The 25,020-nt window shown below is 41.9% G+C and carries 17 protein-coding genes and 1 tRNA gene; 16 read left to right on the top strand and 2 right to left on the bottom strand.

Annotated elements, in window-relative coordinates; translation table 11 throughout:
• Positions 1-23 precede the first annotated feature (23 nt).
• The 13 genes from IEV61_RS09415 (at position 24) to IEV61_RS09475 (ending at position 21,925) form a co-directional block, all read left to right on the top strand.
• Positions 24-3,440 carry a SusC/RagA family TonB-linked outer membrane protein gene (locus IEV61_RS09415; protein ID WP_188415990.1) on the top strand — a complete coding sequence of 1,139 codons (3,417 nt, stop codon included), beginning with the start codon at positions 24-26 and terminating at the stop codon, positions 3,438-3,440.
• Positions 3,441-3,449: 9 nt separating this feature from the next.
• On the top strand, positions 3,450-4,913 hold the full coding sequence (locus tag IEV61_RS09420; protein WP_188415993.1) for a SusD/RagB family nutrient-binding outer membrane lipoprotein: 1,464 nt from the start codon (positions 3,450-3,452) through the stop codon (positions 4,911-4,913).
• Between the two features lie 10 nt (positions 4,914-4,923).
• Positions 4,924-5,859, top strand: coding sequence for an endonuclease/exonuclease/phosphatase family protein (locus IEV61_RS09425; RefSeq protein ID WP_188415995.1), 936 nt, complete (start codon positions 4,924-4,926; stop codon positions 5,857-5,859).
• 1 nt (position 5,860) lies between these two features.
• A complete protein-coding gene (locus IEV61_RS09430; RefSeq protein WP_188415997.1) occupies positions 5,861-6,787 on the top strand; it encodes an endonuclease/exonuclease/phosphatase family protein in 927 nt (308 codons plus the stop codon).
• Complete coding sequence (locus IEV61_RS09435) at positions 6,788-7,870, top strand: SGNH/GDSL hydrolase family protein (protein WP_188415999.1); 1,083 nt, start codon at positions 6,788-6,790, stop codon at positions 7,868-7,870.
• A 144-nt stretch (positions 7,871-8,014) separates the two neighbouring features.
• Positions 8,015-9,268 carry a YdcF family protein gene (locus tag IEV61_RS09440; RefSeq protein ID WP_188416000.1) on the top strand — a complete coding sequence of 418 codons (1,254 nt, stop codon included), beginning with the start codon at positions 8,015-8,017 and terminating at the stop codon, positions 9,266-9,268.
• A 19-nt stretch (positions 9,269-9,287) separates the two neighbouring features.
• Positions 9,288-10,169 (top strand): hypothetical protein, encoded by an 882-nt coding sequence (locus IEV61_RS09445; RefSeq protein ID WP_229747083.1) that lies wholly within the window; start codon positions 9,288-9,290, stop codon positions 10,167-10,169.
• 443 nt (positions 10,170-10,612) lie between these two features.
• A complete protein-coding gene (locus IEV61_RS09450; RefSeq protein ID WP_188416001.1) occupies positions 10,613-13,930 on the top strand; it encodes a SusC/RagA family TonB-linked outer membrane protein in 3,318 nt (1,105 codons plus the stop codon).
• Between the two features lie 18 nt (positions 13,931-13,948).
• On the top strand, positions 13,949-15,487 hold the full coding sequence (locus IEV61_RS09455; protein ID WP_188416003.1) for a RagB/SusD family nutrient uptake outer membrane protein: 1,539 nt from the start codon (positions 13,949-13,951) through the stop codon (positions 15,485-15,487).
• A 63-nt stretch (positions 15,488-15,550) separates the two neighbouring features.
• Complete coding sequence (locus IEV61_RS09460; RefSeq protein ID WP_188416005.1) at positions 15,551-17,593, top strand: glycoside hydrolase domain-containing protein; 2,043 nt, start codon at positions 15,551-15,553, stop codon at positions 17,591-17,593.
• Positions 17,594-17,614: 21 nt separating this feature from the next.
• Positions 17,615-18,478 carry a glycerophosphodiester phosphodiesterase family protein gene (locus IEV61_RS09465; RefSeq protein WP_188416007.1) on the top strand — a complete coding sequence of 288 codons (864 nt, stop codon included), beginning with the start codon at positions 17,615-17,617 and terminating at the stop codon, positions 18,476-18,478.
• A gap of 674 nt (positions 18,479-19,152) precedes the next feature.
• On the top strand, positions 19,153-19,704 hold the full coding sequence (locus tag IEV61_RS09470; protein WP_188416009.1) for a YciE/YciF ferroxidase family protein: 552 nt from the start codon (positions 19,153-19,155) through the stop codon (positions 19,702-19,704).
• 19 nt (positions 19,705-19,723) lie between these two features.
• On the top strand, positions 19,724-21,925 hold the full coding sequence (locus tag IEV61_RS09475; protein WP_188416011.1) for a catalase: 2,202 nt from the start codon (positions 19,724-19,726) through the stop codon (positions 21,923-21,925).
• A gap of 73 nt (positions 21,926-21,998) precedes the next feature.
• On the opposite strand, the gene IEV61_RS09480 is transcribed toward IEV61_RS09475, so the two are convergent.
• Together IEV61_RS09480 and IEV61_RS09485 are read right to left on the bottom strand one after the other, a co-directional pair.
• Complete coding sequence (locus IEV61_RS09480; protein ID WP_188416013.1) at positions 21,999-22,469, bottom strand: ankyrin repeat domain-containing protein; 471 nt, start codon at positions 22,467-22,469, stop codon at positions 21,999-22,001.
• Between the two features lie 435 nt (positions 22,470-22,904).
• Positions 22,905-22,978, bottom strand: a tRNA-Arg gene (locus IEV61_RS09485).
• Positions 22,979-23,116: 138 nt separating this feature from the next.
• Between IEV61_RS09485 and IEV61_RS09490 the strand changes: the two genes are divergently transcribed.
• The 3 genes from IEV61_RS09490 to msrA all read left to right on the top strand — a co-directional run bounded on the left by IEV61_RS09490 (position 23,117) and on the right by msrA (position 24,963).
• Positions 23,117-23,944, top strand: coding sequence for an MOSC domain-containing protein (locus IEV61_RS09490; protein ID WP_188416015.1), 828 nt, complete (start codon positions 23,117-23,119; stop codon positions 23,942-23,944).
• Between the two features lie 85 nt (positions 23,945-24,029).
• Complete coding sequence (locus IEV61_RS09495) at positions 24,030-24,281, top strand: hypothetical protein (protein WP_188416016.1); 252 nt, start codon at positions 24,030-24,032, stop codon at positions 24,279-24,281.
• A 64-nt stretch (positions 24,282-24,345) separates the two neighbouring features.
• Complete coding sequence (gene msrA / locus IEV61_RS09500) at positions 24,346-24,963, top strand: peptide-methionine (S)-S-oxide reductase MsrA (protein ID WP_188416017.1); 618 nt, start codon at positions 24,346-24,348, stop codon at positions 24,961-24,963.
• Positions 24,964-25,020: the final 57 nt, after the last annotated feature.

Raw genomic sequence — 25,020 nt, forward strand, 5'->3', positions numbered from 1 at the left:
GTAAAACGACAAGAAGACATTAAATGAAACCTCTTTATCACATTCTATTGCTTTTGATCTGTAGTCAGTTATTCCTGGCTACAAATTCAAAAGCTCAATCGCCTGCCGCAGTGAAGATCACACTGCAGTTAAAAAATCAAAATTTAAGAACTGTGCTTTCGGGCATACAAAAAACTTCGGGCATACAAGTTGTTTTTAATGAGCAACTAATAAAGGCCTACAATAACGTTTCTGTTAATGCAGACAACCTTCCGGTATCACAAGCCTTGGAACAAGCACTGAAAGATACCCGCCTCAGATATATCTTTCAGGCCAATAAAATTGTTATTGTAAGCAAAACGATCAATAGTGGCAAAGAAGCTGCCATCAGCGGAAAGATCATAGATGGCACAGGGCAAGTACTCTCAGGTGCAAACATAACGGTGCTTGAAACAGGTAAAAACACATTCAGCAATGTAGATGGCATTTTCAGGCTATCTGTTCCGCAAGGAGTTTATAATCTTGAAATTAGCCATGTATCCTACCAAACAAAACTCGTACAAAATATAAAATCCGGAAGCAGTGCGTTAACTATTGAACTCGCGGCACAAGTACAAACGTTAGACAATGTTGTGGTAACCGCATTAGGCATCAAAAGAGCCGAAAAAAGTTTAGGCTATGCGGTCACCAAAATTGATGGCGACGAAATTTCTAAAACAGCGCCTAGCAATTGGGTAAATGCCTTATCTGGTAAAGTACCGGGCCTTAATATAACGCGTGCCGGGGCAGGTCCGGGAGGCACGGTACGGATAACCCTGCGCGGGCAAAATTCATTAGATCTTGATAAAGGAGAACCCCTGATTGTTATTGATGGTGTTCCCGTGCTGAGCGGTATGGTAGGTAACAACGGTTTAAGTTATGGTGCCACCGGTAATACAGAACCACCGGTTGATTACGGCAACGCCCTGAGCGACATTAACCCCGAAGATATTAAGGAAGTAACTGTTTTAAGAGGTCCATCTGCCGCTGCTCTGTATGGTTCAAGGGCTGGTGCTGGTGCTATCTTAATCACCACCAAAAGCAATACCAATCAAAAAGAAAAGCTGGGTGTGTCTTTTACCAGCAGTGTAACTTTCGATGAAGTGTTACACTACCCCGATTTTCAATACGAATATGGTGCAGGTAATGCCATCAACACCTATTTTTCTTATGGTGCCAGCCCTGATGGGCCAAGTACCAATTCTACCCGTTCGTTTGGGCCGGCTTTTAATGGTCAGTTGTATTATCAGTTCGATCCGGCAACCAAAGCGAGGGGTGTTAACAGAACGCCTTGGGTGGCCGATAAAAATTATATAAAAGATGCTTTTGTAAGAGGTACCACTTATAATAACAGTCTTACACTTACAGGTGGCGATAGTAAAAATTCGGTCAGGCTTTCTTATAACGATGTGCGTAATAATTACATTTTGCCCAATACTGGCTATATGTTCAATAGGTTGGCATTTTCAAGTAACAGCAAGTTGAACAAGTTGCAGCTATCAACAAGGGTAAATTATTACCACAAGCAAAGTGATAACCTGCCGCTATCGGGTTACAACACTAATTCATTTATGTATGGGCTAATGTACCGCTCGGCCAACATTCCTAACAACTGGTACAGAGATTATTGGGATATTAAAGATGTTGATCAAAATAACTTGCTCAACCCATCGGTTGATAATCCTTACTTCATCTTGTACGAAAATCTGAATACCCTGGACCAAGACCGAATTTTTGGAAATATTACAGCAACCTATAGCTTTAACAAAAAGATGAGTTTAATGGTAAGGGGCGGTATAGATCAAAATTCATCATTTAGAACTACACGCAGGCCATATAGCAGCATACGCTTTGCTGTAGGCCGTTACCAAGAACAATCGGTTACTATGCAGGAACAGAACTACGATTTCCTGTATAAGTACGACGATAAATTGTTTAAAGAGCTTGGTCTTTCGCTGTCGGCTGGTGGAAGTATATTTAAAAACAACATAAAAAACAATACTATCACAGCCGAAAGGCTTAGTGCCCCCGGAATTTATACCTTGGGTAATGCTAAAGACCGTCCGCTGATAGTACTTGCGCCGGCAAGTAAAGAGGTACAAAGCCTTTATGGTTTGGCGCAGTTTAACTACAAAGACTATTTGTTTTTAGATGTAACCGGTCGAAATGACTGGTCGAGCACATTACCTAAAGCTAACAACTCATATTTTTACTATTCTACTTCGGGCAGTGTAATAGTCAGTGAACTGTTCAACCTGTCATCCATAAAGCCATTATCTTACCTCAAGATCAAAGGTTCTGTTTCTCAGGTTGGTAACGATACCGATCCTTACCGTACAGATTATTACTTTTCACCTTCTGAATTTGGTGGAAGCTACACCAACCCCACCACACTGCCGGGGGGTAATAACCTGAAGCCGGAAATTATAACTAACAGGGAGATAGGCGTTGACGTGAGGTTTTTTGGCAACAGGCTGGGTTTCGACTTAACTTATTATAATGCCAACAGTTCCAACCAGATCTTAACTGTTCCTAGAGAACCAGCGATAGGTTTCACCGGCCGAACTTTTAATGCCGGAATAATTAACAACAGGGGGTTCGAACTCGCTGCTAATGCCAGCCTGCTAAGCAAAGGCAGTAAATTGCAATGGAGAACAACGTTAACCTACTCATCTAACAAAAGTCGTGTAAAAGAACTGGCGCCCAATGTTAGTGAAATTATTATGGCTACCGGGCCAAGAGGCTTCATTAAAGCTATAGTGGGTGGTGCCATTGGCGACATTTATGCATCGGGGTATGTCCGTTCTCCTGATGGGCAAATTGTACATGATTCAAGAGGGCTCCCTTTAATCGACACTGAAAATATGAAAGTATTAGGTTCAGCTGTTCCTGATTTTAAGGCTGGGATACAAAATCAGTTGAACTATGGCCGTTTCAGTCTTTCATTTTTGTTTGATGGTCAAAAAGGAGGCGATATCTATTCGTTCTCAAACTCGGTTTTGGCAGGAGCCGGTAAGTTGAAATCAACGTTGCCTGGAAGATACGAGGGTATCATTGGAGAAGGAGTAGTACAAAATGCCGATGGGAGTTACCGCCCTAACGACATTGTGGCCACTCCCGGAGATTACTATAACCAGAAATACTTAAGAGATAATGCTGAAGCCAACATCTTCGACGCTTCTTTCATCAAACTGCGTGAAGTGTCAATAGAATATAGGTTCACAGCTAAACTGCTCAAAAACATAGGTGTTCAAAATGCCGCATTTAGCGTGTATGGCAGGGATTTGTTGTTATTCACCAAGTTTCCATTATATGACCCCGAAATAGCCACCTTAAACAGAAATCGTATAGAACCGGGTTTTGAAACAGGGCAATTCCCATCCACAAGAAGTTTTGGAGCTACTATTAAAGCATCATTTTAACAATTTGATATGAAATTTTTATCTAAACACATCTTATTACTCACGTCTATTATCGCTGTGAGTTTGACCTCCTCTTGTACTAAAGATTTTGAAAAGCTGAATACTGATCCGGTTAAGGTTACCAACGTAGCTCCCGGCACTTTATTAGCACCGGCACAATTTGACGGCATGTGGATAATTACCAGGAGGGCTCACCGGCTTAACAATGAATTGATGCAGTATACGGTAGAAACTGGTGCGCTCAACGACTTTGCCCGTTATGAATTTAAAGAAAATGAATTTGATGCCATTTGGTCGGGGCTTTATGTGAAGGCTAATGACATGAACGAGATGTATAAGATTGCGAAGCAGCGCAATGATGTAAATAATATGGGAGCTGCATTGGTAATGAAAACCTGGTTTGTTTCCAATCTTACCGATATGTTTGGGGATATACCTTATAGCGAGGCTTTAAGAGGCAGAGAAGATCTTGATTATCCAAAATATGATACCCAGCAGTCTATTTATACCTCCTTACTGGCTGATCTGAAAACGGCGAATGATCTTTTTAACGAAACTAAACCGTTTGAAAGTACAGACCTGATTTATGCGGGTGATGCTGCGAAATGGAAAAAGTTTGCCAACTCAATGCGCCTGCGTTTATTGGTACGTGTATCTAACAGAAGTGAAATGAATGCACCGGCCCAAATTGCCGAAATGTTTACTAACCCCACTAAATACCCGCTTATAGGCAGTAATGATGATGAGGCTATGATGAAATATACTGGTGTAAAGCCGTTCATCAACCTGTTTTTTGAAATGGCTGCAGCCGAGTTTAGCGGAAGCAGGCGAATGGGGAAACCATTGATGGATATAATGAATACTACGGTTGATGGCCGCAGGTTCAGGTATGCTACTAAAAATACGCCGGGAGCTTACGTAGGCATTCCCAGCGGCTATAATGAACAGGAAACCATTGCATTTGCCGACAACGGTGGACTAAAGACCTCTACCTTGGCAACCACATTGAAGGAAGACGATTATCCGTTTCCCATCCTTACCTGGTCTGAAGTTAATTTTTTACTGGCCGAAGCCGCATTGAAGGGTTGGATAACGGCTGATGCCCAGTCTTATTACAATAAAGGCGTTGAAGCGTCGTGGAAGCAGTGGAAATGTACTTGGGATGGTACCGCCGGTACCACCTATTTGGCCAGGTCTACCGTTAGGTTTACCGGCACTACAGCCACAATGGAACGGCTAATGAGTCAAAAATATATTGCAATGTTCTTTTCGGGCTTTGAGTCATGGTACGATTACAGGCGCACCGGATACCCTGTATTACCTATAGGACCGGCAACAGGCAACAACGGTATACTGCCCAAGCGGTTCGAATATCCGTTAATTACAAAAGCCACCAATAACGCAAGTTACACTGCTGCTGCAGCACGAATAGGTGGCGATAATTTATCAACCAAAGTATGGTGGCAAAACTAAAAAACAATATATGAAAACGAAATTATCTTTATTGAAACGCGCTGCAGCACTTATGCTGGTGCTAAGCTGCATTTTTATTTCATGCCGCAAAGAAGCGGCTAAACTAACCACCGATGTTCCTGTAAGCGGGGTAAAGAAAGCCCGAAGTATTAACATTGACAGTACGAAGTTTAAAGTGCTTTCTTACAATATTTATGAAGGTTTTAGGGGTGATACTGCACGTATAGCACAGTTTAAACAGTGGGTAGACACCCTTAAACCCAGCGTGATTGCTTTTCAGGAAATGAAGGGATTTGGACCAACCGGTTTGAAAGCTTTAGCAACCAGCATTGGTTTCAACTATTCGCTTATACACCATGTAAACGGATTGCCTGTAGCTTTGATCTCCAAATTTCCAATCACCGATATCAAATCAAAACCATCCACATTACACCTTATTGAGGCAAGCGTGCTCGATTATCATTTCTTTGTTATACACCTTAACCCCGATACTTACGAAAAACGTAAAGAAGAAATAGGTATTATTCTTGACCGGGCCAGGCTTATTCCCAGTACCGAAAAAGTGTTAATGATGGGTGACTTCAACAACATGTCGCCGCAAGATTCTTCATTTTACGATAACAACATCAGCAAGATGAATTTGGTGAGAGCTTCGGAGATCAACAACCCGGGCACGAAGATCTTAAACAATGGGAAGATAGATTATAGTACCATTCAAAGTGTAATTAATGAGGGCTACAAAGACACTTGGAAACTATTTCGCGCCAATAAGTATGACAAAAGTGCACCAACTAAACTTCGTAATCACAACAACTTTACAAGGATAGACTATATATGGATGAACAACACCTTAGTGAATAGTTATGTTGATTCATACTTGGTGAAAGACACCTTTACCGATTATGCTTCTGACCATTATCCAATGGTGCTGATCTTAAACAGATAAAATGGTTAATATAAAACCGCATCTGTTTATTGTTGCATTTATGTGCCTTGGGTTTTTCGCAGCAAATGCACAAACGGTAGAAAATCTTGCTGCCTACGAAAAAACCAAGGCACTGTTTTCGAAGAAACAAGACCCAAGGCTCTTTAAGGTGCTTTCGTACAATGTGCTGGAGGGTTTTAGGAGAGACAGCGCACTAATCAGATCTTTTCAGGAATGGGTGAGCAAAAGAAGCCCGGACGTAATTGCTTTCCAGGAGTTCAATGGCATATCAAAGGCTCAAATGGTAGAAATGGCCAAAGCTATGGGCTATCCTTATACTGTGCTGCAGAAAAGAGCCGGTTTTCCGTTGGCGCTTATGTCCAAATATCCCATTACGGATGTTGTGAAAGTTACAGAAGACATGCAGCATGGGATGCTGTATGTAAAAACAGCTGGCTACCACATCATGGTTACGCATCTTGATCCTAAAACTTATGAAAAGCGGATTATAGAAGTTGATACTTTGCTAAAGTATATAAACCGTGTACCCAAAGATGAACCACTTATCCTGATGGGCGATTTTAATAACATGTCGCCCTTAGATAAGTCTGATTATAACAACGACACGAAAATGAAACTGGTGCTTAACAGTGAGAAGAACAATGCTGATGTTAAAATAACCAGGAACGGCGAGATTGACTACACCGCGATACAAAAATTATTAGATGCCGGACTCATAGATACCTGGCGCAAATTCAATTCAACGTACGATAAAAGCGCGCCAACCAAACTGAGAAAACACCAAAATTATACCCGTATCGATTACATCAACGTAAGCCAGGCGCTCATTCCATATTTGGTTGATGCTACCCTGGTAAAGGACAATCTTACCGATACACTTTCGGATCATTACCCCATGCTGTTAATTTTAAAAAGAAAAGCGCTTTAGATGATGAGATATTTATTGATTGTACTGTGCTGTGCCCTTTATTTTGAAGCACGCGCACAAAAAGTGGAAAACCTGAACTTTACCAGTGCCAGCTCATTTACCTTAGTTGGTAAGAGTGAGGAAACTCCTAACAGGTACGACCGTATTGACACTAATAAATACAAAGGTTTACCGCCGCGAGTAGCACAGTTGCTTACCAATGCTGCCGGGTTGGCAATTTCTTTCAAAACAAATAGTTCCGTAATAGCGGCAAAGTGGTGTGTGTCAAAAAGCAGGGCTTTGCCCAACATGATGCCCACAGCACAAAAGGGGGTAGATCTTTACATAAAAAATGGAGATCAATGGCAGTTTGCTGGAATTGGGCGGGTGAGTGGTGTGTGCAATGATGAGATACTCATTAGCCACATGGACAAAGGAGAAAAGGAGTGCCTTCTTTACTTGCCGTTATACGATGTGGTTGATAAGGTGGAAATTGGTATCGAAAAGCAGGCATCCATCAGCAGCAACGAAGATCCGTTTAAAAAACGGGTTCTGATATATGGTTCGAGTATTGTGCAGGGAACAGGAGCCAGCCGGCCGGGCATGGCTTACCCGGCAAGATTATCAAGGGCAAGCGGAATTAATTTTATAAACTTAGGTTTAAGCGGCAGCGCCAAAATGGAACCTGAGGTAGCCAACATGGTGGCCGCCATTGATGCTGACGCCTACATATTGGATTGCGTACCTAATACCAACCCCAAATTAGTAACCGAGCGTACAGCCAATCTAATCAACACCATAAGGAATAAGCATAGCAGTGCACCAATAATTGTATTACAAAGTTTGGTGCGTGAAACCGGATATTGGGATAAACAGCTTGGAGCGCAGGTTAAACAGCAAAACTTAAATGTGCAAACCGAAGTGCTCTATTTACTGCAAAAGGGGATGAAAAATCTATATTTTATCACTTCCGAAAATATGATTGGTAACGATCATGAGGGCACTATAGATGGCACACACCCTAACGATTTAGGCTACGACCGTATGCTTAAACATATACAGCCTCAAATAATAGATATCCTTAACAAGCACGGCATCAAATAAGTTGTAGCGCCTACTTTAAGCAGCACTTACAGGTATTGCTTTTTATAAATACGAGCTGTAAAACTTCTTGTTAAGAGAACTTCGTAATTTTATCTTAACCTCTTGTTCATAAACAAAACTCTAATTTGCAAAAGAAATATGAGCATGCATAAACTACTATTATTATCATTTGCCCTGTGCTTTACGGGCACGTCGGCATTTGCACAATTACAATCAGCCAATCCAAACTATAAACTTGTTTCGGGTAACGACTGGGTAAAGGCCAAGAATTATTATTTGCTCACATTATTTGAACAAGATAAAGCTGTTAGTAATCTTTTATTAGCCGATTCCGAACTTTTAAAATTGATGCAGCAGAAGACAAATGCATTACATAGTTCACTTACCGAATGTAAAGATGCTTTATGCTTACCTGCACAAATTAAATTCACCGATGAGGAAATTAGCCTGGTAAGCGCACGCTTAACCGCATTATACAAGCCCGGCAATGCGTTGGATTTGCTGGTGAAAAATCAATTGATACCCTCTGGCACTTATATCATGTACGATGCGAAAACCCCTGCCGAACTTTTGATTAATGCGTGGGAGCAGGACGCAAAAGCCGTAAATTATACCATTGGTGTTTATGCCGAAGGCAAAAAACCTAATTATCCGCAAATAGATTCAATTAGTTATGATACTAAACAGCGGGCTTACTTCGCTTTGATGTACAACTGTTCAACCGAGGTAACTGATTTAATTAAGCCAGGTTCGTTATTTTTTGAACCGGCATTGCAAGCAGCATTATTGTACCTGGAAGTAAACGAGCGAAGAAATGCCGCCGACTATGAGCCTATGGCAACCACCGCCAATAAAACCTCTGCCGAACGTGTAAAGCAAATCAAATGGGCATCGTACCCTTATTCACACATCCTGGTGCCTGGTGCCGGCCCCGAAAATCTGACAACACCATTAAGCGGTGAGGGTATGCTACGCTGCAAAACCGCAGCCCGGCAATATCAATTGGGTAAGGCGCCTTTTGTGGTAGTTTCGGGTGGAAGTGTGCATCCCTATAAAACCAAGTATAATGAGGCTGTGGAAATGAAGAAGTACATGGTTGGCACACTGCATGTACCCGAAAATGCAGTAATTATTGAACCACATGCCCGCCATACCACAACCAACATACGTAACGATGTTAGATTGATTTTCAGGTATGGTATACCAATGGATAAACCCGCGCTTATTATAACTGATAAATTTCAAAATAATAGCATCGCCAATATGGAAAAACGATGCCTTAACGAGTTAAAATATGTTCCCTATAAATTGGGCAAGCGTATTTCAGAAACAGCATTAGAGTTTTATCCGGTCATCACCTCGCTGCAGATTGATGCCGACGAGCCAATGGATCCTTAATTTATTACTGAGTATTCATATGATGAAAAATTTGTGGCTAATACCAGCAGTCCTCCTGGTTTTCGGTGCAACAGCCTTTATAAACGCTGAAGTAACCACGACCATTGAACGCGAAACAACTGTCGACTCGTTGGGTGCATGCCAGGGTGTGTCTTACCAAAACGGTCGTGTGTTTTTATACGGCGACCGCGAAACAGGCATCATCCGCGAGTTTAAATTGCAAAAAGATAGTTTGACCTATCTTGGTAAAGAATATAAACTAACGCTTAAAGGTATTGATGTAATTGGCCACCCAACAGGTATCGCTTACCATTCGAGCCTTCCGGTTTTCATAGGTAATTCAATAAGGTTAAACCCCGAAGGAACGCAATGGAAGGCCGTAATATACAACGTGAACTGGAACGGCTTGCTTAAAACCGGAACGCTTGACGGCAACCTGCTTAATACCATAGAGGATGATGTATGTATACAAGGCACCCGCCCGGAGTATGTGAAATATAATAAAAGATGGTATGTAGCCACCGCCGATTATGGCGAACATGGTAACGAAGTACGCCTATACGATCCTGAAAAGCTGGCCAAATGCAAAAAAACCTCTGAAGCCGGTGTCTTGTTCAAGAAGTTTACTTGTACGCCCTGGGTACAAAACCTGCACTGGATTAACTCAAAAGGCGTTTTGGTGCTTATCCAAAACCAGGTTGAAGGGCGCAGGTGGCGCTTTACCTATGTAGACTTTGCCAAATCGGTAGAAGCTGGTAAAATGGTGGTTATTAAACAAACAGACCTTAATAACCGGACCGATGAATTGGAAGGCTTTACTTTTTTAAACAATACCCAAAAAGGAATTGCGGTAACATCTGCTCGCAAGAATAATATCAATTACACCACGACCATGTGGTAAATCAACTTAACCATTGTTAAGAGCCGTCTTTAAGAAGTACGGCTTTTTTGTTTTAAAGGATCTGATGCTAATATCTATTCGCTATCAATTAACGCCATGTTTATTTACACAAAGTTAATATAGCTAAAGTTTTCTTAATGGAAAATTAATACGCAAAGCCCATTGGCTTAAGATATTGAAGGTAGCTTTGTTGCCATAATGATAAAAAATATCTCGAAGTTTTAAATACTATTCAAGACAGGATTAGATCTTAAGCATTATTAATAAATAGCCACCCTCGCTCACAACATTGCCTATGTAAAATGTAAACAAGTTCAAACAACTCCGCACAAATACTTAAGTAATACAAGAACCGGAGAGTGCGCCAACAATCATCCGGTTCTGTGTTATTCGTTGTCAATTAACTCATTGCATAAGTTCTCAACTCTCTAATTAATAAAAGTATGAATAAAAAGATTACCCCTAATCTTTTGAAAGGTATTTTTAACAGCATATTTCTTGTATTACTGTTAATTACCACCTTAACGGCTACTGCAGCCACAGCCAAAAGTTTCAGAGCAATGCCTGTATCGGGCACCGTGTATGACGAAAATAGCCTGCCTATTGCCGGCGCATCGGTACATATTAAAAATAGTACCACCGGGACAGTTACTGATGCTAATGGTAAATACACTTTAAATGCCGACAAAGGCACTGTATTAGTGTTTAGTTTTATAGGTTACATAACCCAGGAAGTAACCGTTAGCGATGGCTCAATAAACGTAACCTTAAAACCAGAATACAATCAGCTAAACCAGGTGGTAGCCATTGGTTACCAAACCATGCGCAAAAGCGATGTTACCGGTGCTATCTCCAGCGTAAAGGCGAGCGAGCTTAACCTGGCCGCCCCAACCTTGGGCCAGGCATTGGTAGGCAAGGTTGCCGGTGTACAAATTTCGCAAACCAGCGGTGCACCTTACCAAACAACTAAAATAAGGGTACGTGGTGTTGGTTCACTTATTGCCAGTTCAGATCCTTTATACGTTATTGACGGCTATCCGGCTAATAACGATGTGTATATCAATCCTGAAGACATTGAATCTGTAGACATTTTAAAGGATGCTGCTTCGGCCGCTATTTACGGCTCAAGAGCATCGGGTGGGGTAGTTATTATAACTACTAAGCACGGTAAAGAGGGTAAAGGGAGGTTTGATTACGATGTACAGACGGGTTATAGCCAGCTTGCTAAAAAAGTAAATCTGCTTAACTCAGATCAATTTGCACAACTGGTAATTGATGGCCGCAACAACGCTTATTATGATCTGTGGACAAACGCTGGCAAAGCATGGAACGATGCTATGTATTCAGACAATAATGCTACCCGTATTGCCAATGTAGGTAACGCCGCCAGCGTGAGTATTCCAACTTATTTATACAATTCTGCTACCCAGTCACTAATTCCGCAAACGGTAAACACCGATTGGCAGGATGAGCTTTACCGTAATGCCTTTTATCAGCGTCATACACTATCATTTTCGGGTGGTGCAAACGGTGTTAAGTATTATTTAAGTGGTGGTTATCAAAACCAGGGAGGTATTATTGTTAGTTCAGGACAGGAGCGTTATAACTTTAGAAGTAATATTGATGCCGACGTTAGCAAAAGGCTTCATGTTGGAGCCAGTGCTGCTTACACTCAAAATTACAACCGCGAAATTCAGGAAGGCCGTTTTGACCACGGCCCAATTTTGGGCGCTCTAATCTACATGCCTTTCTTCCCGGCCTATAACCCCGATGGCTCGTTGGCTACCAACAGGGCTGCTGCAGAATCGGGTGCATATGGTTATCAAAGCATCGAAAACCCTGTTGCGCTGGCTACCCGCACCAAAATAAACCGTAGGGGCTACCGTACATTAATAAATGCCAATGCAAGTTACAAGATATTAAACGATCTTACTTTTAAGGCAACTCTTGGTACAACTAAGTATAACGAAAAGTACGATTACTATTTGCCTACCAACTTAAGTAACGGTGCCAACCCTCCGGGCTCGCCACAATCTATTGCAGCGGCAACCGCAGCAGCTCAAACTACCGATGTAACCGATCAACTGGCTGAGTTTACACTCAACTACAAAAAAGATTTTGGTAAAAACCATTTTGATGCAATTGGTGGTTACACCATTCAAAAAAACAGCCAGGATATTGTGAGCGTTATTGCCACAGGTTTTCAAAATGACAACGTTCCTGAAATTACAGGCAAGGGAGCCGATGCAGCTTTTTTCAGGTTATATCAGGCTAATTTAAACACAGCCACAGGTTTAGGTGTAACAGGTTTAACACCCACCGGAAAAGCAACCAATACGCTGCTGTCTTATTTAGGCAGGGTAAGCTATAACTATGACGGTAAGTATTTTCTGATGGGTACTTTCCGGGCCGACGGCTCATCGCGTTTTGGCCCTAAAAATAAGTATGGTTACTTCCCATCTGTATCTGCCGGTTGGAACCTTTCGCAAGAATCTTTTTATCATAGCTGGTTAGGCGAGCAGTCAACAGTTAAATTACGGGCCAGTTGGGGAAAGAGTGGTAACTATAACATTCCTAACTACGGCTACTTGCAATTTTTATCAAGCCCAACAGGTGTAGTATTTGGCAACACCAGTGCGGTGGTTTCGGGAACTTACTCTAACGGTATTGCCGACGAGAGACTAAGCTGGGAATCTACCTCCCAGTACAATTTCGGTGCCGACTTAGGTCTGTTAAAAGGCAGGTTATCGGCTATTGTTAACTATTACCTCAGTAACTCAAGCAATATATTGTACACGCAGCCTATATCAGCCATCTCGGGCAGTACATCTGTTTTAACCAACTTGCGTAACGCACAAATACGTAATCAAGGTCTTGACTTACAGCTTGATGGCCGTGTGGTGAGCGTTAAAGATTTTACCTTTAACTTAAGCGGTAACATATCTGTGAATCGTAATAAGGTAACTAAGTTTCCTGCAAATAACAGTATTATCATTAATGGTGCAGAACGTTCTTACTTAACTAATATAACACAGCAGGGCCAGCCTGTAGGTATGTTTTACGGCTTTAAAGTAGCAGGCATGGTAACCCCACAAAACATTGGTACTGTGGCACCATCGGCCTCGCAATCTAACCCGTTACACGTAGGCGACCTTTACTTTGAAGACACCAACAAAGACGGTATTGTAAACGATGCCGATAAAACCGTTATTGGTAACCCTTACCCTGATTTTACTTACGGTTTTGCCCTAAGCACTACTTTTAAAAGGTTTGATTTTAACGCATCTTTCAGTGGATCAAAAGGTAACGATGTTCTAGACGGACAAGATTACTACTTGTATAACATGGAGGGTTCGGGTAATAACTATGCCGATGTAGCTAACCGCTACCGTAATGCCGCACAGCCGGGCGATGGAACCGTGTTCCGTGCATCACGTGCGGGCACTCAAAGCAATAGTACCCGCCTTTCTAACTTTTACCTGCAAGATGGTTCCTTCTTGCGTTGTAACAACATCAGCCTGGGGTACTCGCTACCCAAAGCTGTTGATGCTAAATTAGGTATAAGCAATGCCCGCATTTTTGCAACGGTGGTGAATGCTTTTACTATAACAAAGTATAAGGGATATAACCCTGAAGTTGATTATAACAACTCTTCGGGCGGGTCTAACAGCACACAGCCAACCAACCTTGCCCCAGGTGTTGATTACGGCGTTTACCCGTTGGTGCGCTCTTATAACTTAGGCCTGAGAATTACTTTCTAAAGTATTAATGAATTAGAAATGAAGACAAAAATTATAACCATATCCTGCCTTACAGCTTTAACGCTGGTAAGTACTTCATGCAAAAAAAGTTTTTTAGAGCAGGTACCTCCCAACCAGGTAGAAGTTTCTACAAGCTTTCGTACGCCAAATGATGTGCTCACAGCAGTAAATGGTATCTACCAATCGTTACGCAGCAGTAACAATATTGGCGAAAACAGCGGACTCTGGACAGATGAGCGCTCTGACGACACTGGCCGTAACGACAACCAGAGTAATGCCGGTGAGCCGTTCCAATTCGGCGATTTTTCTATATTGCCAAGTAACACTTACTTAAAAAGCCATTGGGTATCGTTATATAATACTATATCGCGCTCAAATACGGTTTTAGCTAATATAGATAAGGTGACATTTACCGACGCGGCTGTGAAACAACAATACATAGCCGAAGCTAAATTTTTACGTGCGGTAATGTATTTTGAACTGGTACGTACCTGGGGCGATGTGCCGCTGGTTACTGTCGCTTTCAGCGATCTGGATGAGCTTTCTGCCAATACCTTCCGCGAAAAGCAGGCTGCCGTGTACGCACTAATTGTGGCCGACTTAAAAGATGCTTTGAATAGCAACCTGCCCAACCTGCAAACTGGTGCAGGCATTGGGCGCGCTTCAAAGGCGGCTATAAATGCCACCTTGGGTCAGGTTTGTTTAACCATGGCTACTACGCAAGATCAGGCCAATCGCCAGGCCAACCTTAACGATGCAAAAACCTACCTTTTAGCCGCTTATAATATGCGCACGTTCGGCGATTTAAGTACTATCCCGTATGCCGATGTATTTGATGTGACCAAGAAAGCAACCTGCCCCGAAATTATATGGCAGATTGTTAACAAACAAGGCGACCCAACTTACAGTTCATCAATTGCAGCTAATAACCAAGCCAAAGGCGAAACTATTAATTCTCTGAAACCCTCATCAGGCTCTGGTGGTAACGTTACACCCGATCTGATTAAAGATTATGAGACTAATGACCCCCGTATGACCTTCTCTGTAAAATTTGCGAACGACCCCATTGTTAAAGATTACTTCATCACCAAATTTCGCGATGCCAGCTCAGGTGCCTCTAATTTAGGCTACGGCGGCAACGATTGGATCTTGATACGCTATGCCGATGTAATTTTGATGCTGGCCGAAGTAAGCAATTACCTGGGCGATAGTGCCGGTGCTATTTCATACATCGACATGATACGTGCACGGGCGGGTATGCCTTCTTATGCAGTATCGGCAGCTAACTCAACTTATAACGCAAAATATCCAAATCTGCGCCTGGCAATTTTGCATGAGCGCCGTGTTGAGCTCGCCTTTGAGCATCACCGCTGGTTTGATTTACTGCGTACCTTTAGTACCGATGAACTGGTTAATTACTTCAAAAGTAAAAGCCAGGCCGATTTTGGTATAGCCAAGCTGGCCAACTTTACCACGAAAGACAGGTATTTCCCGATTCCGTTTGATGAGTATAAGCTCAATCCGGAAAAAATGTATCAAAACCCGGGTTACAGATAGATTCTGATATTCACATAGAAAGGAGGGATATAATATGTCTCTCCTTTTTAGTTATTTAAAGGCATGAAATTATTACTGTTTATTTTATTTTTATTTTCCTGGGTTTATGTTCCAGCGCAAACCGCCCAAAAGGTCAATACATTTTTAGGCTCTTCTGGAGATCATGGTCAAATGTCGCCTGCGGCTTCGTCTCCGTTTGGCTTGCTGAGCATTGGGCCGCAAACTTATCCAAAGCTGCACATGGGCTACGAGCATAAAGCCAAAACGTTTTTAGGCTTTACGCACAACCGTTTTGAGGGCGTAGGTTGCCAGGGTAGCGGTGGCAATATCTTAATTAAACCGTTCATTGGTGCCGATGCAGGTCAATGTGTTTTAACTAAATCGTTAGAAAGTGCTGGTGCGGGCTTTTATAAAGTTGCCTTTACCAATCATATAAAAGTGAATATTGCGGTTAATAATAACACCGGAACAGAGCATTACACTTTCCCCGAAAACTCAAAAAGGGGCTTCTATATAGACCTAAGCCATACATTGTCCAATAAATTTGTAGCCGAAGAACACCAACTGCAAAACAATGGTATAAGCGGTTGGATAGACTCGCGCACTACCTGCAATGCAGGAACTTACCGTATCTATTACGCGCTTAAATTCAATGTTCCTGTGCAAATCAGTACCCTTAATAATCATCAGTTGCTGGCCGGTACTGGTGCCGCACAGGTACAGTTAAATATAGCTTTCTCCAGCGTTGATGTGGCACACGCGCAAGCAGCGTTAAACACCAATGGTTTTGATGCAGTTGCAGCAAGCAGCCAAATAAGCTGGAATAATGTGCTTGGCCGCATTAGCGTTAAGGGCGACCCGGCCCGCGAAAAACTGTTTTACTCGCTGCTTTACCGTACGGTGCAATCGCCTTACCTGGTATCAGAAAAAGATGGCAGCTACCGTACTACCGATGGCAGCTTACAGCACACCACGGGCGAGATTTATAATGGCTGGGCCATTTGGGATAATTACCGTACGCAGCTGCCTTTGCTGGCTATGCTTTATCCCGAAAAGTACAAGTACATGGTAAACTCCATTGCCCAAATGTATAAATACGGCAAAAAAGATTATGCCACCCAGCACGAGCCCTCTAACACGGTGCGTACCGAGCATGCTATTGTAGTTTTACTGGATGCATACCGCAAAGGTTTTGAGGTTGATTTCAAAAGTATAACCGATTCGCTCGTTGCCGAGGTAGACCGCCTTGATTTTAAAACGCCCGATAAGGCACTGGAATCGAGCTACGATACCTGGGCTTTGTCGCAGATATTAAGCATTACCGGTAAAACCGAACTAGCCGCTAAGTACAAACAAAAAGCATTAGCCTATAAAAGTTACTGGAACAAGGATTTTAAAGACCTTACCAAGCCCGACGTTGACCGCGTATCGGCCCGTGGCATGTACCAGGGAACTATTTGGCAATATCGCTGGCTTGTACCGTTTGATAACAAAGGACTGATGGAATTGATGGGTGGGGAAGAGGGCTACCTGAAAGAACTGAACCGGTTTTTTGACGATGATTATTACAACCACGCCAACGAGCCCGATATACAAGCCCCGTTAATGTTTAACGCAACATCGCAGCCCTGGAGGTCTCAATACCTCGTTCAAAAATATGCGGTAGACACCGTAGTACAATACTACTTTAACGATAACAGCCGCGGTATAGACCCGTTTGTGGATGTCATTTACCAAAACAAACCCGATACTTATATTCGCACCATGGATGATGATGCCGGGGCTATGTCGGCCTGGTATATTTTTGCAGCCACAGGTATTTTTCCCGCTTGCACAGGCTGGCCGGTTTATTACCTGAGTGTGCCGTTGTTTAATGAAGTGGCAATTAATACAGGCAAAAATAAGTTTGCCATTAAAGTGGCCAACTATGCGCCTAACCACCGGTACATACAATCGGCCACATTAAACGGTAAAGCACTTAACCGAAATTGGTTAACCCACGAAGAAATATCAAAAGGCGGGACTTTGATGATTACCGCATCAGATAAACCCAACAAACTGTGGGGAACAAAAGATCAATGGATATCTAACATTGATATGCAATAACTGAACATTCTTAAATCACCTATGAAAATCAAGATAATTTTTACCGCAATTGCTTTACAAGCCGTAACCTATTGCGCTGTTGCCCAAAACAAGGTTATGGTGGTTGCCCACCGTGGAGACTGGCGCAATGCTCCCGAAAACTCCTTGCTGGCTTTTAAAAATGCGGCCGCCATGGGGGTAGATGTAGTGGAGCTTGACCTGAATAAGACCAAAGATGGTGTCATCGTCATCATGCACGATCAAACTATTGATCGTACTACAAATGGGAAAGGCAAACCTGCCGATTATACTTTTGAAGACATAAGCAAATTTGGTTTAAGAAATGGCTTAGGCCGGGTTACATACAATCATATTCCAACCCTTAAAGACGTTATGCTGGCTATTAAAGGAAAAAAGGTGATGGTTAATCTTGATAAAAGTTATCCTTATTATCATGAGGCTTATGGTATACTGAAAGAAACCGGCACGCTTAAACAAGCCATCTTTAAAGCAGAAGTTACCTATGCTGAACTGAAAGAAAAGTACCCGACTTTGATAGACAGCATTATATATATGCCCATTGTAAACCTGGATAAACCTGGTGCCAAAAAGATCATTACGGATTATCTTAATAAGATGAAGCCTTTTGCTTTTGAACTAAATTTTGGCAAGGATACTTCGTCGGTGTTAAAAGATAACCGGTTCATTACTAACACAGGCGCCAGGGTTTGGTTAAACTCGCTTTGGGCATCGCTTAACGCCGGACATGAAGATGACCTGGCGGTAGAGCAAGGCAATACCAAAGATAGCTGGGACTGGTTAATAGCCCACGGCGCAACATGCATACAAACCGACAGGCCTAAGCAAATGCTTGAATTTTTGAAAAGTAAGAAATTGCATCAATAGCGGTAGTTACACTAAGTTAATTGTTTGCTGGTCGTAATCAATTGTTACGTTAAGAAATGATCAAACTGTCTTACCCAAGTGTAACAAACTTCTGTAATTGATATCATTCTTTGGTCAGCCAATCTCAGGCAATATATAGAAGATCTGATAGCGAAGGTAGTACGTACAAGTTCAAAAGTTCTTGGCTTAGAGCCTCACCATTTTACCCAATTTAAATAGTCTTTTTTCATAGATAAAGAAAAATTCATAGTAAATATTTTAAAACAGGAATTTTAGTTGTCAAAATAGCTGATTAAAACACACCCTACCAATTCCGTGTTATTGAATACAATATTTATATCCGCTCCGTACTTATTAGTTCTAATTGAGCGTGAAATGTATCTTTAATTCTTATTGGTTGAAACCACTTCCACATTTTCTTTTCCATCTTCATCCTATATATGGTTTTTAAAGTTTATTGCAAAGCAATATCTTTCTTGCAATTAAGTGGCAAGCTTTATCACCGGCGGATGATAGGAAGTTAACCGAAGTTATAAATGTCATCCAGGCAAGGTTCTCAGATCATCTCATTTTTATTTGGGTTAGAGCCTGTTAAAGTAGCCAAAATCAAAACATAAACAATTTTTATAGGTTAAATATAAATTACTTTTCTCTATTATTAATTAAATATTCTTATGAAAAAAGAAACGGGTGCCGAACCTAAGTTCACCACCAAAACCTCGCCTAAAGCCGAACCCGCTTTAAATGAATTATTTATGGACGGCATTATGGATATCTTTTGGGCAGAAAACCATTTGGTAAAAAACCTTCCTAAAATGATCGAATCTGCAACTTCCGACAAATTGAAGAATGCTATAACTGACCATTTGGCACAAACCAAAACACACGTAACCCGCTTGGAACAGGTATTTGAAATGTTAGGTGAAAAAGTATTAGCCAAAAAATGTGATGCCATGGAAGGCCTTACAAAAGAAGGCGAGGGTATTGTGGAAAGTACCGAAGCCGGTACTGCAACACGTGATGTAGGCATTATTTTGGCTTCTCAAAAAGTTGAACATTATGAGATTGCTACTTATGGTGGTTTAACTCAACTGGCTAAAACCCTGGGGCATCATGATGTGGCCGAATTGCTGTATCAAACCCTTACGGAAGAAAAGGCTGCCGATCAGCTATTGACCGATGTTGCCGAAAGCGATGTGAATTACAAAGCATCTGAAGAAGCATAACCTTTTATTGATCAAAAATATGGCAACCAAGAAAGTTACAGATAAAGGTGTTGACGCTACAGGCGATACCAAAAAGTTAGATAAAGGTTTACAGGTGGCTAACCTTAAAACAGAAAACCTGGCCCCACATACGGCTGATTCTACCGGTGAGTTCATGACCACTAATACCGGCTTGAAGATTAATGACGATAATAACTCGTTAAAAGCAGGTGATCGCGGACCAACATTGTTGGAAGATTTTATCCTGCGCGAAAAGATTACTCACTTTGACCATGAGCGTATCCCTGAAAGGGTTGTGCACGCGCGTGGTTCAGGTGCACATGGTGTGTTTAAGGTTTACGAATCATTGGCCCCGGTAACCAAGGCACTGTTTTTAAATGATACCGAAACAGAAACTCCCGTTTTTGTACGCTTTTCTACTGTAGCAGGCTCAAAGGGCTCTACTGATTTAGCCCGTGATGTGCGCGGCTTTGCCGTTAGGTTTTATACCCAGGAAGGTAACTTTGATTTGGTGGGCAATAACATGCCCGTATTTTTTATACAGGATGCCATTAAGTTTCCTGATTTGATCCATGCTGTTAAACCCGAACCTGATAATGAAATACCACAGGCTGCATCGGCACATGATACCTTTTGGGATTTTATCTCACTAACACCCGAATCGGCACATATGGTCATGTGGGCCATGAGCGACCGCGGCCTGCCACGTAGTTACCGTATGATGGAAGGCTTTGGAGTACATACATTCCGTTTGGTGAATGCCGAAGGTGTGGCTTGCTTTGTTAAGTTTCATTGGAAACCGTTGTTAGGCGTTCACTCGGTAGCCTGGGACGAAGCACAAAATATTTCAGGTAAAGACCCCGATTTTCACCGCCGTGACCTGTGGGATGCCATTGATAGCGGCGCATTCCCTGAATGGGAATTAGGCGTACAAATTGTATCCGAGGAGGATGAATTAAAATTTGAGTTTGACCTGCTTGATCCAACCAAAATTATTCCTGAAGAATTGGTGCCGGTACAGCGCGTAGGTAAAATGACACTCAACCGTAACCCAGATAACTTTTTTGCTGAAACTGAACAGGTAGCTTATCACTTAGGACACATTGTGCCGGGTATTGATTTTAGTAACGATCCGTTATTGCAGGGTCGTTTATTTTCGTACACTGATACGCAACTAACCCGTTTAGGTGGTCCAAATTTCCAGGAGATACCAATTAACCGTCCTGTGGTCCCGGTGCATAACAACCAACGCGACGGCCATATGCGCCAAACCATTAATAAAGGTAAAACAAGTTACAGCCCTAACGCCATTGGTGACAATGATCCGCGCCAGGCCACAGCGGCCGAAGGCGGTTTTGTGACTTACCCCGAAAGAATTTCGGCCAGTAAAATAAGAGCACGCAGCAAAAGTTTCTTTGATCACTTTAGCCAAGCCAAATTGTTTTTGAACAGTCAGTCTGACCCGGAAAAAAACCACTTGACCGATGCTTTATGCTTTGAGTTAGGTAAGGTAAAGGCTGTTGCCATACGAGAGCGTATGCTGGTATATCTTACCCAAATAGATAAGGGTTTGGCAGCAGAAGTGGCTTATGCTCTTGGCTTACATATCCCTGAAAAGTTGGAAAACGAATTGAATCAAAATATCCCGGCAGATGCTGATCCGGCTGATTACGCTTCACTTCAGGTGGAGGCTTCTTTAACTAAATCAGAAGCCTTGAGCATGGCTAATACCATTAAAGACAGCATTAATACCCGTAAGGTGGCCATACTGGCTGCCGATGGTGTAGATGAAAAATCATTAAACACTGTTAAGGCAGCTATTGAAGCAGCTGGGGGTGTAACTGAGGTTATTGCACCACGCTTAGGCTTTTTAACATCGGCTAACGATGAAAAGATCCATGTAGACGAAAGCTTGCTTGGTGCTGCATCGGTTTTATTTGATGCCGTGTATATTCCGGGTGGATTAAACAGTGTAGCCACGTTAGAAGCAGATGCCGATGCGGTATACTTTTTAAACGAAGCCTTTAAACACTGCAAGGCAATAGCTGCTGATGACCAAGCCATACAGGTATTAGAAGCTACGTATTTTAGCAAAAAAATGGAAAGCGATGAAGGCGTAATTGTAAGTGGTGATGCCGCACAGCTGGCCACATCGTTTATTGATGCCATTAAGCAACACCGTTTTTGGGAGCGCGAAAAGCCCCGTAAAATTCCTGCTTAATTATCAATAACAAGCTTATAACAAAAACAGCCCTGCAAATATCGCAGGGCTGTTTTAGTTATAAGCTTGTTAACTATTGTAAAAGCTGAATAGCTTCTTCGTTGTTTTGTTGAACAGCAAGGTCAAGCACCGTTAAGCCTCTCGAATCATGAATGTTTTTATCCGCACCGGCTTGCAGCAAGAGCTTAACTAGGTTATTTCGGCCAAACATGGCAGCAAACATTAGCGCCGTGCCGCCGTTACCGTGCTGCAGGTTTAAATCGGCTCCTCGATCTATCAGCAATTTGGCAATTTCAGGATAGCCCTTAAAGGCTGAGCCCATAAGTGCTGTGTTGCCGCCCAAATCAGCTGCGTTAACATCAGCACCTGCATCAAGCAGTAACTCTGCAGCCTCATATTGCTCATTATAGCAGGCAATGATCAAAGGTGTGTACCCCTTTTCATCTTTGATATTTAAATCAGCACCTTGCTTAATTAATTCCTGTAACACAGCTTTTTCGCCTTTACGTGCTGCTGGTATAACTAAATTGTTAATAGGGATCATGCTTTTATAAATAAGATCCGATACCAATTGTTTTTATCACTGACTTTTTTCTGGACGACAAACCCAATCAACATTGAGCGTTTGTTGATTTAATTACATTATAAACATTGTTTAAAGTCAAATCTTTTCGTGCCGTGCTATCGGTTCAAGAATATTTTCTTGTCAATACCTTTTCTCACCATTATGATAAATTTAAATTTTACATAACAATAATGATCTTCATTTTATCATGTTTAAATACGATAGGATAGTTATGCATGATTTTTTGAATGCAAATTCTGTGAAGTATTTGTGACGTTTTTACGTTAAGTTAATCACAAAACATGTAAATGCTGACGAAACAACGGTAGTTGAAACAGGAGGTCAGGCACTCAAAAGCGCCTTTTTGAACAGGAAAAGCCTCTTTAATTATAAATAAAACCGCTTTTTGAAAAGTGATCCCATCAGGATTCGAACCTGAGACCTACTGATTAGAAATCAGTTGCTCTATCCAGCTGAGCTATGGGACCATCACATCAAATATTAAGGGAAACCCTAATGTTTTTTGCGGTGCAAATATGCAAATTTGGGTTGATAAAGGCAAACACAAATAGTCAATATTTTTAATAGCCTTAAGAGGTGTATATTTGCGGTCACAATAATGTCTCATGGCGCAAATTAGTCAGCTATATATTTACCCGGTAAAATCTTTGGGCGGCATTGCTTTGCAGCAGGCCCAGGTAACCAGCCGGGGCTTACAGCATGACAGGCGCTGGATGCTGATCGATAACAATAACCGGTTTCTTTCGCAACGCAGTCATGCTCAATTAGCGCTGTTTGCGCTTGCTGTAACTTCAGTGGGGATAGTGGTAACCTATAAACCAACCCACGCAACTATTACCATTCCATATCAGCCGCAAACTAACGAAAAGATAACGGTGAGTATATGGGATGATAGCTGCAGTGCAACGGTGGTGAGCGAAGAGGTCAACCAATGGTTCAGCCATATTTTGCAAATCAACTGTCGGTTGGTGTACATGGACGATGATGATCTCCGCCCGGTCGATCCAAAATATGCAGCTCCCGGGCTTATTACCTCTTTTTCTGATGCGTACCCTATGTTATTGATAGGGCAATCTTCTTTAGATGATCTGAACGGCCGCTTAAGTCAGGCGGTTTCTATGGATCGTTTTAGACCTAATATGGTTATTAAAGGTACCGCACCTTACGAAGAAGACAGGATAACTCACTTTACTGCCGGCCATATTAACTTTTACGGTGTAAAGCCTTGCGCACGTTGTGTAATGACTACCATTGATCAGGGTACTGCTATTGGTGGTGCCGAACCCTTGAAAACCTTATCCGGCTATCGTAAAGCCAATAAGAAAATTTACTTTGGCCAAAATCTTATTCATGATGGCGATGGAATAATTAAAATAGGCGACATAATTGAGGTTAAGAAATTAGGTACAGAATTAAATTTAAATAGCAACTAAGAATAAATCTACCTTTAAAACAGTTTAATAAAAATAATAATGGGGCAGGAGCCAACCAACCTGCTATTTAAAAGTTATAACAACTATGGCTAATTCTTTTGAAATTGATATACCGAGAAAAGATCACCCTATGTCGGTGATAGTACAACGCCGAGAGGATGAAAAATCGGCTAATGTTTTTGACCTGTATTATTGCGATCAGCTATGCGGCTGTATGTTTCAAAACGAAAACAGCGTGTGGATATATGAACCCCATGCGCATGCAGCATTATTACTCGATGCTGAAGAAATACAGCACCTTGGCCGCGAAATTGGCGAGCACTCTTATAATAGCTAAATCAGCATATTGTAATTATCAAACAGCATTGAACTATTTAGCAAAGAGTTTCGTACTTTAAAGTATGAGTAAAATTAAAGTACTGGCATTTGTACTGGGCATAGCTCTCGTAGTTAATGGACTAACTGCCGCCAAAGCACAATCTGCTAAAATCGAAAAGGCAACCTTTGGTATGGGATGCTTTTGGTGTTCAGAAGCTATATTTCAGCGTTTAAAAGGTGTGGTGAAGGTTGAATCTGGTTATGCGGGCGGCAATTACAAAAATCCTACGTACGAGGATGTATGTACCGGTAATACCGGCCATGCCGAAGTTGTGCAGGTAACATTTGAACCTGAGGTTATCTCTTACAAAGAGTTATTGGAAATTTTCTGGAAAATGCACGACCCTACTACGCTTAACCGCCAGGGAGCCGATGTAGGTACACAATACCGTTCCATAATTTTCTATCATACCCCTCAGCAAAAAACACTGGCCGAAGCCTACAAAACTGAACTGAATAAGGAAAAGGTTTATCCTGATCCAATTGTAACGCAGATAGCACCTTTCTCCAATTTTTACGTGGCCGAAAACTACCACCAAAACTATTTTAAGTTAAATGGCCGCGAACCATATTGCCGCATGGTTATTTTGCCAAAGGTTGACAAGCTTGAGAAAGTTTTCAAAGCCAAACTCAAACAGTAATGTGTTTTTTTAGTTGCAATATTTACACTACTTTTAGTTGTAAATATTGCCTTGCAT

The organism is Mucilaginibacter galii (assembly GCF_014635825.1).
In the GTDB taxonomy this organism is placed as follows: Bacteria; Bacteroidota; Bacteroidia; order Sphingobacteriales; family Sphingobacteriaceae; genus Mucilaginibacter; species Mucilaginibacter galii.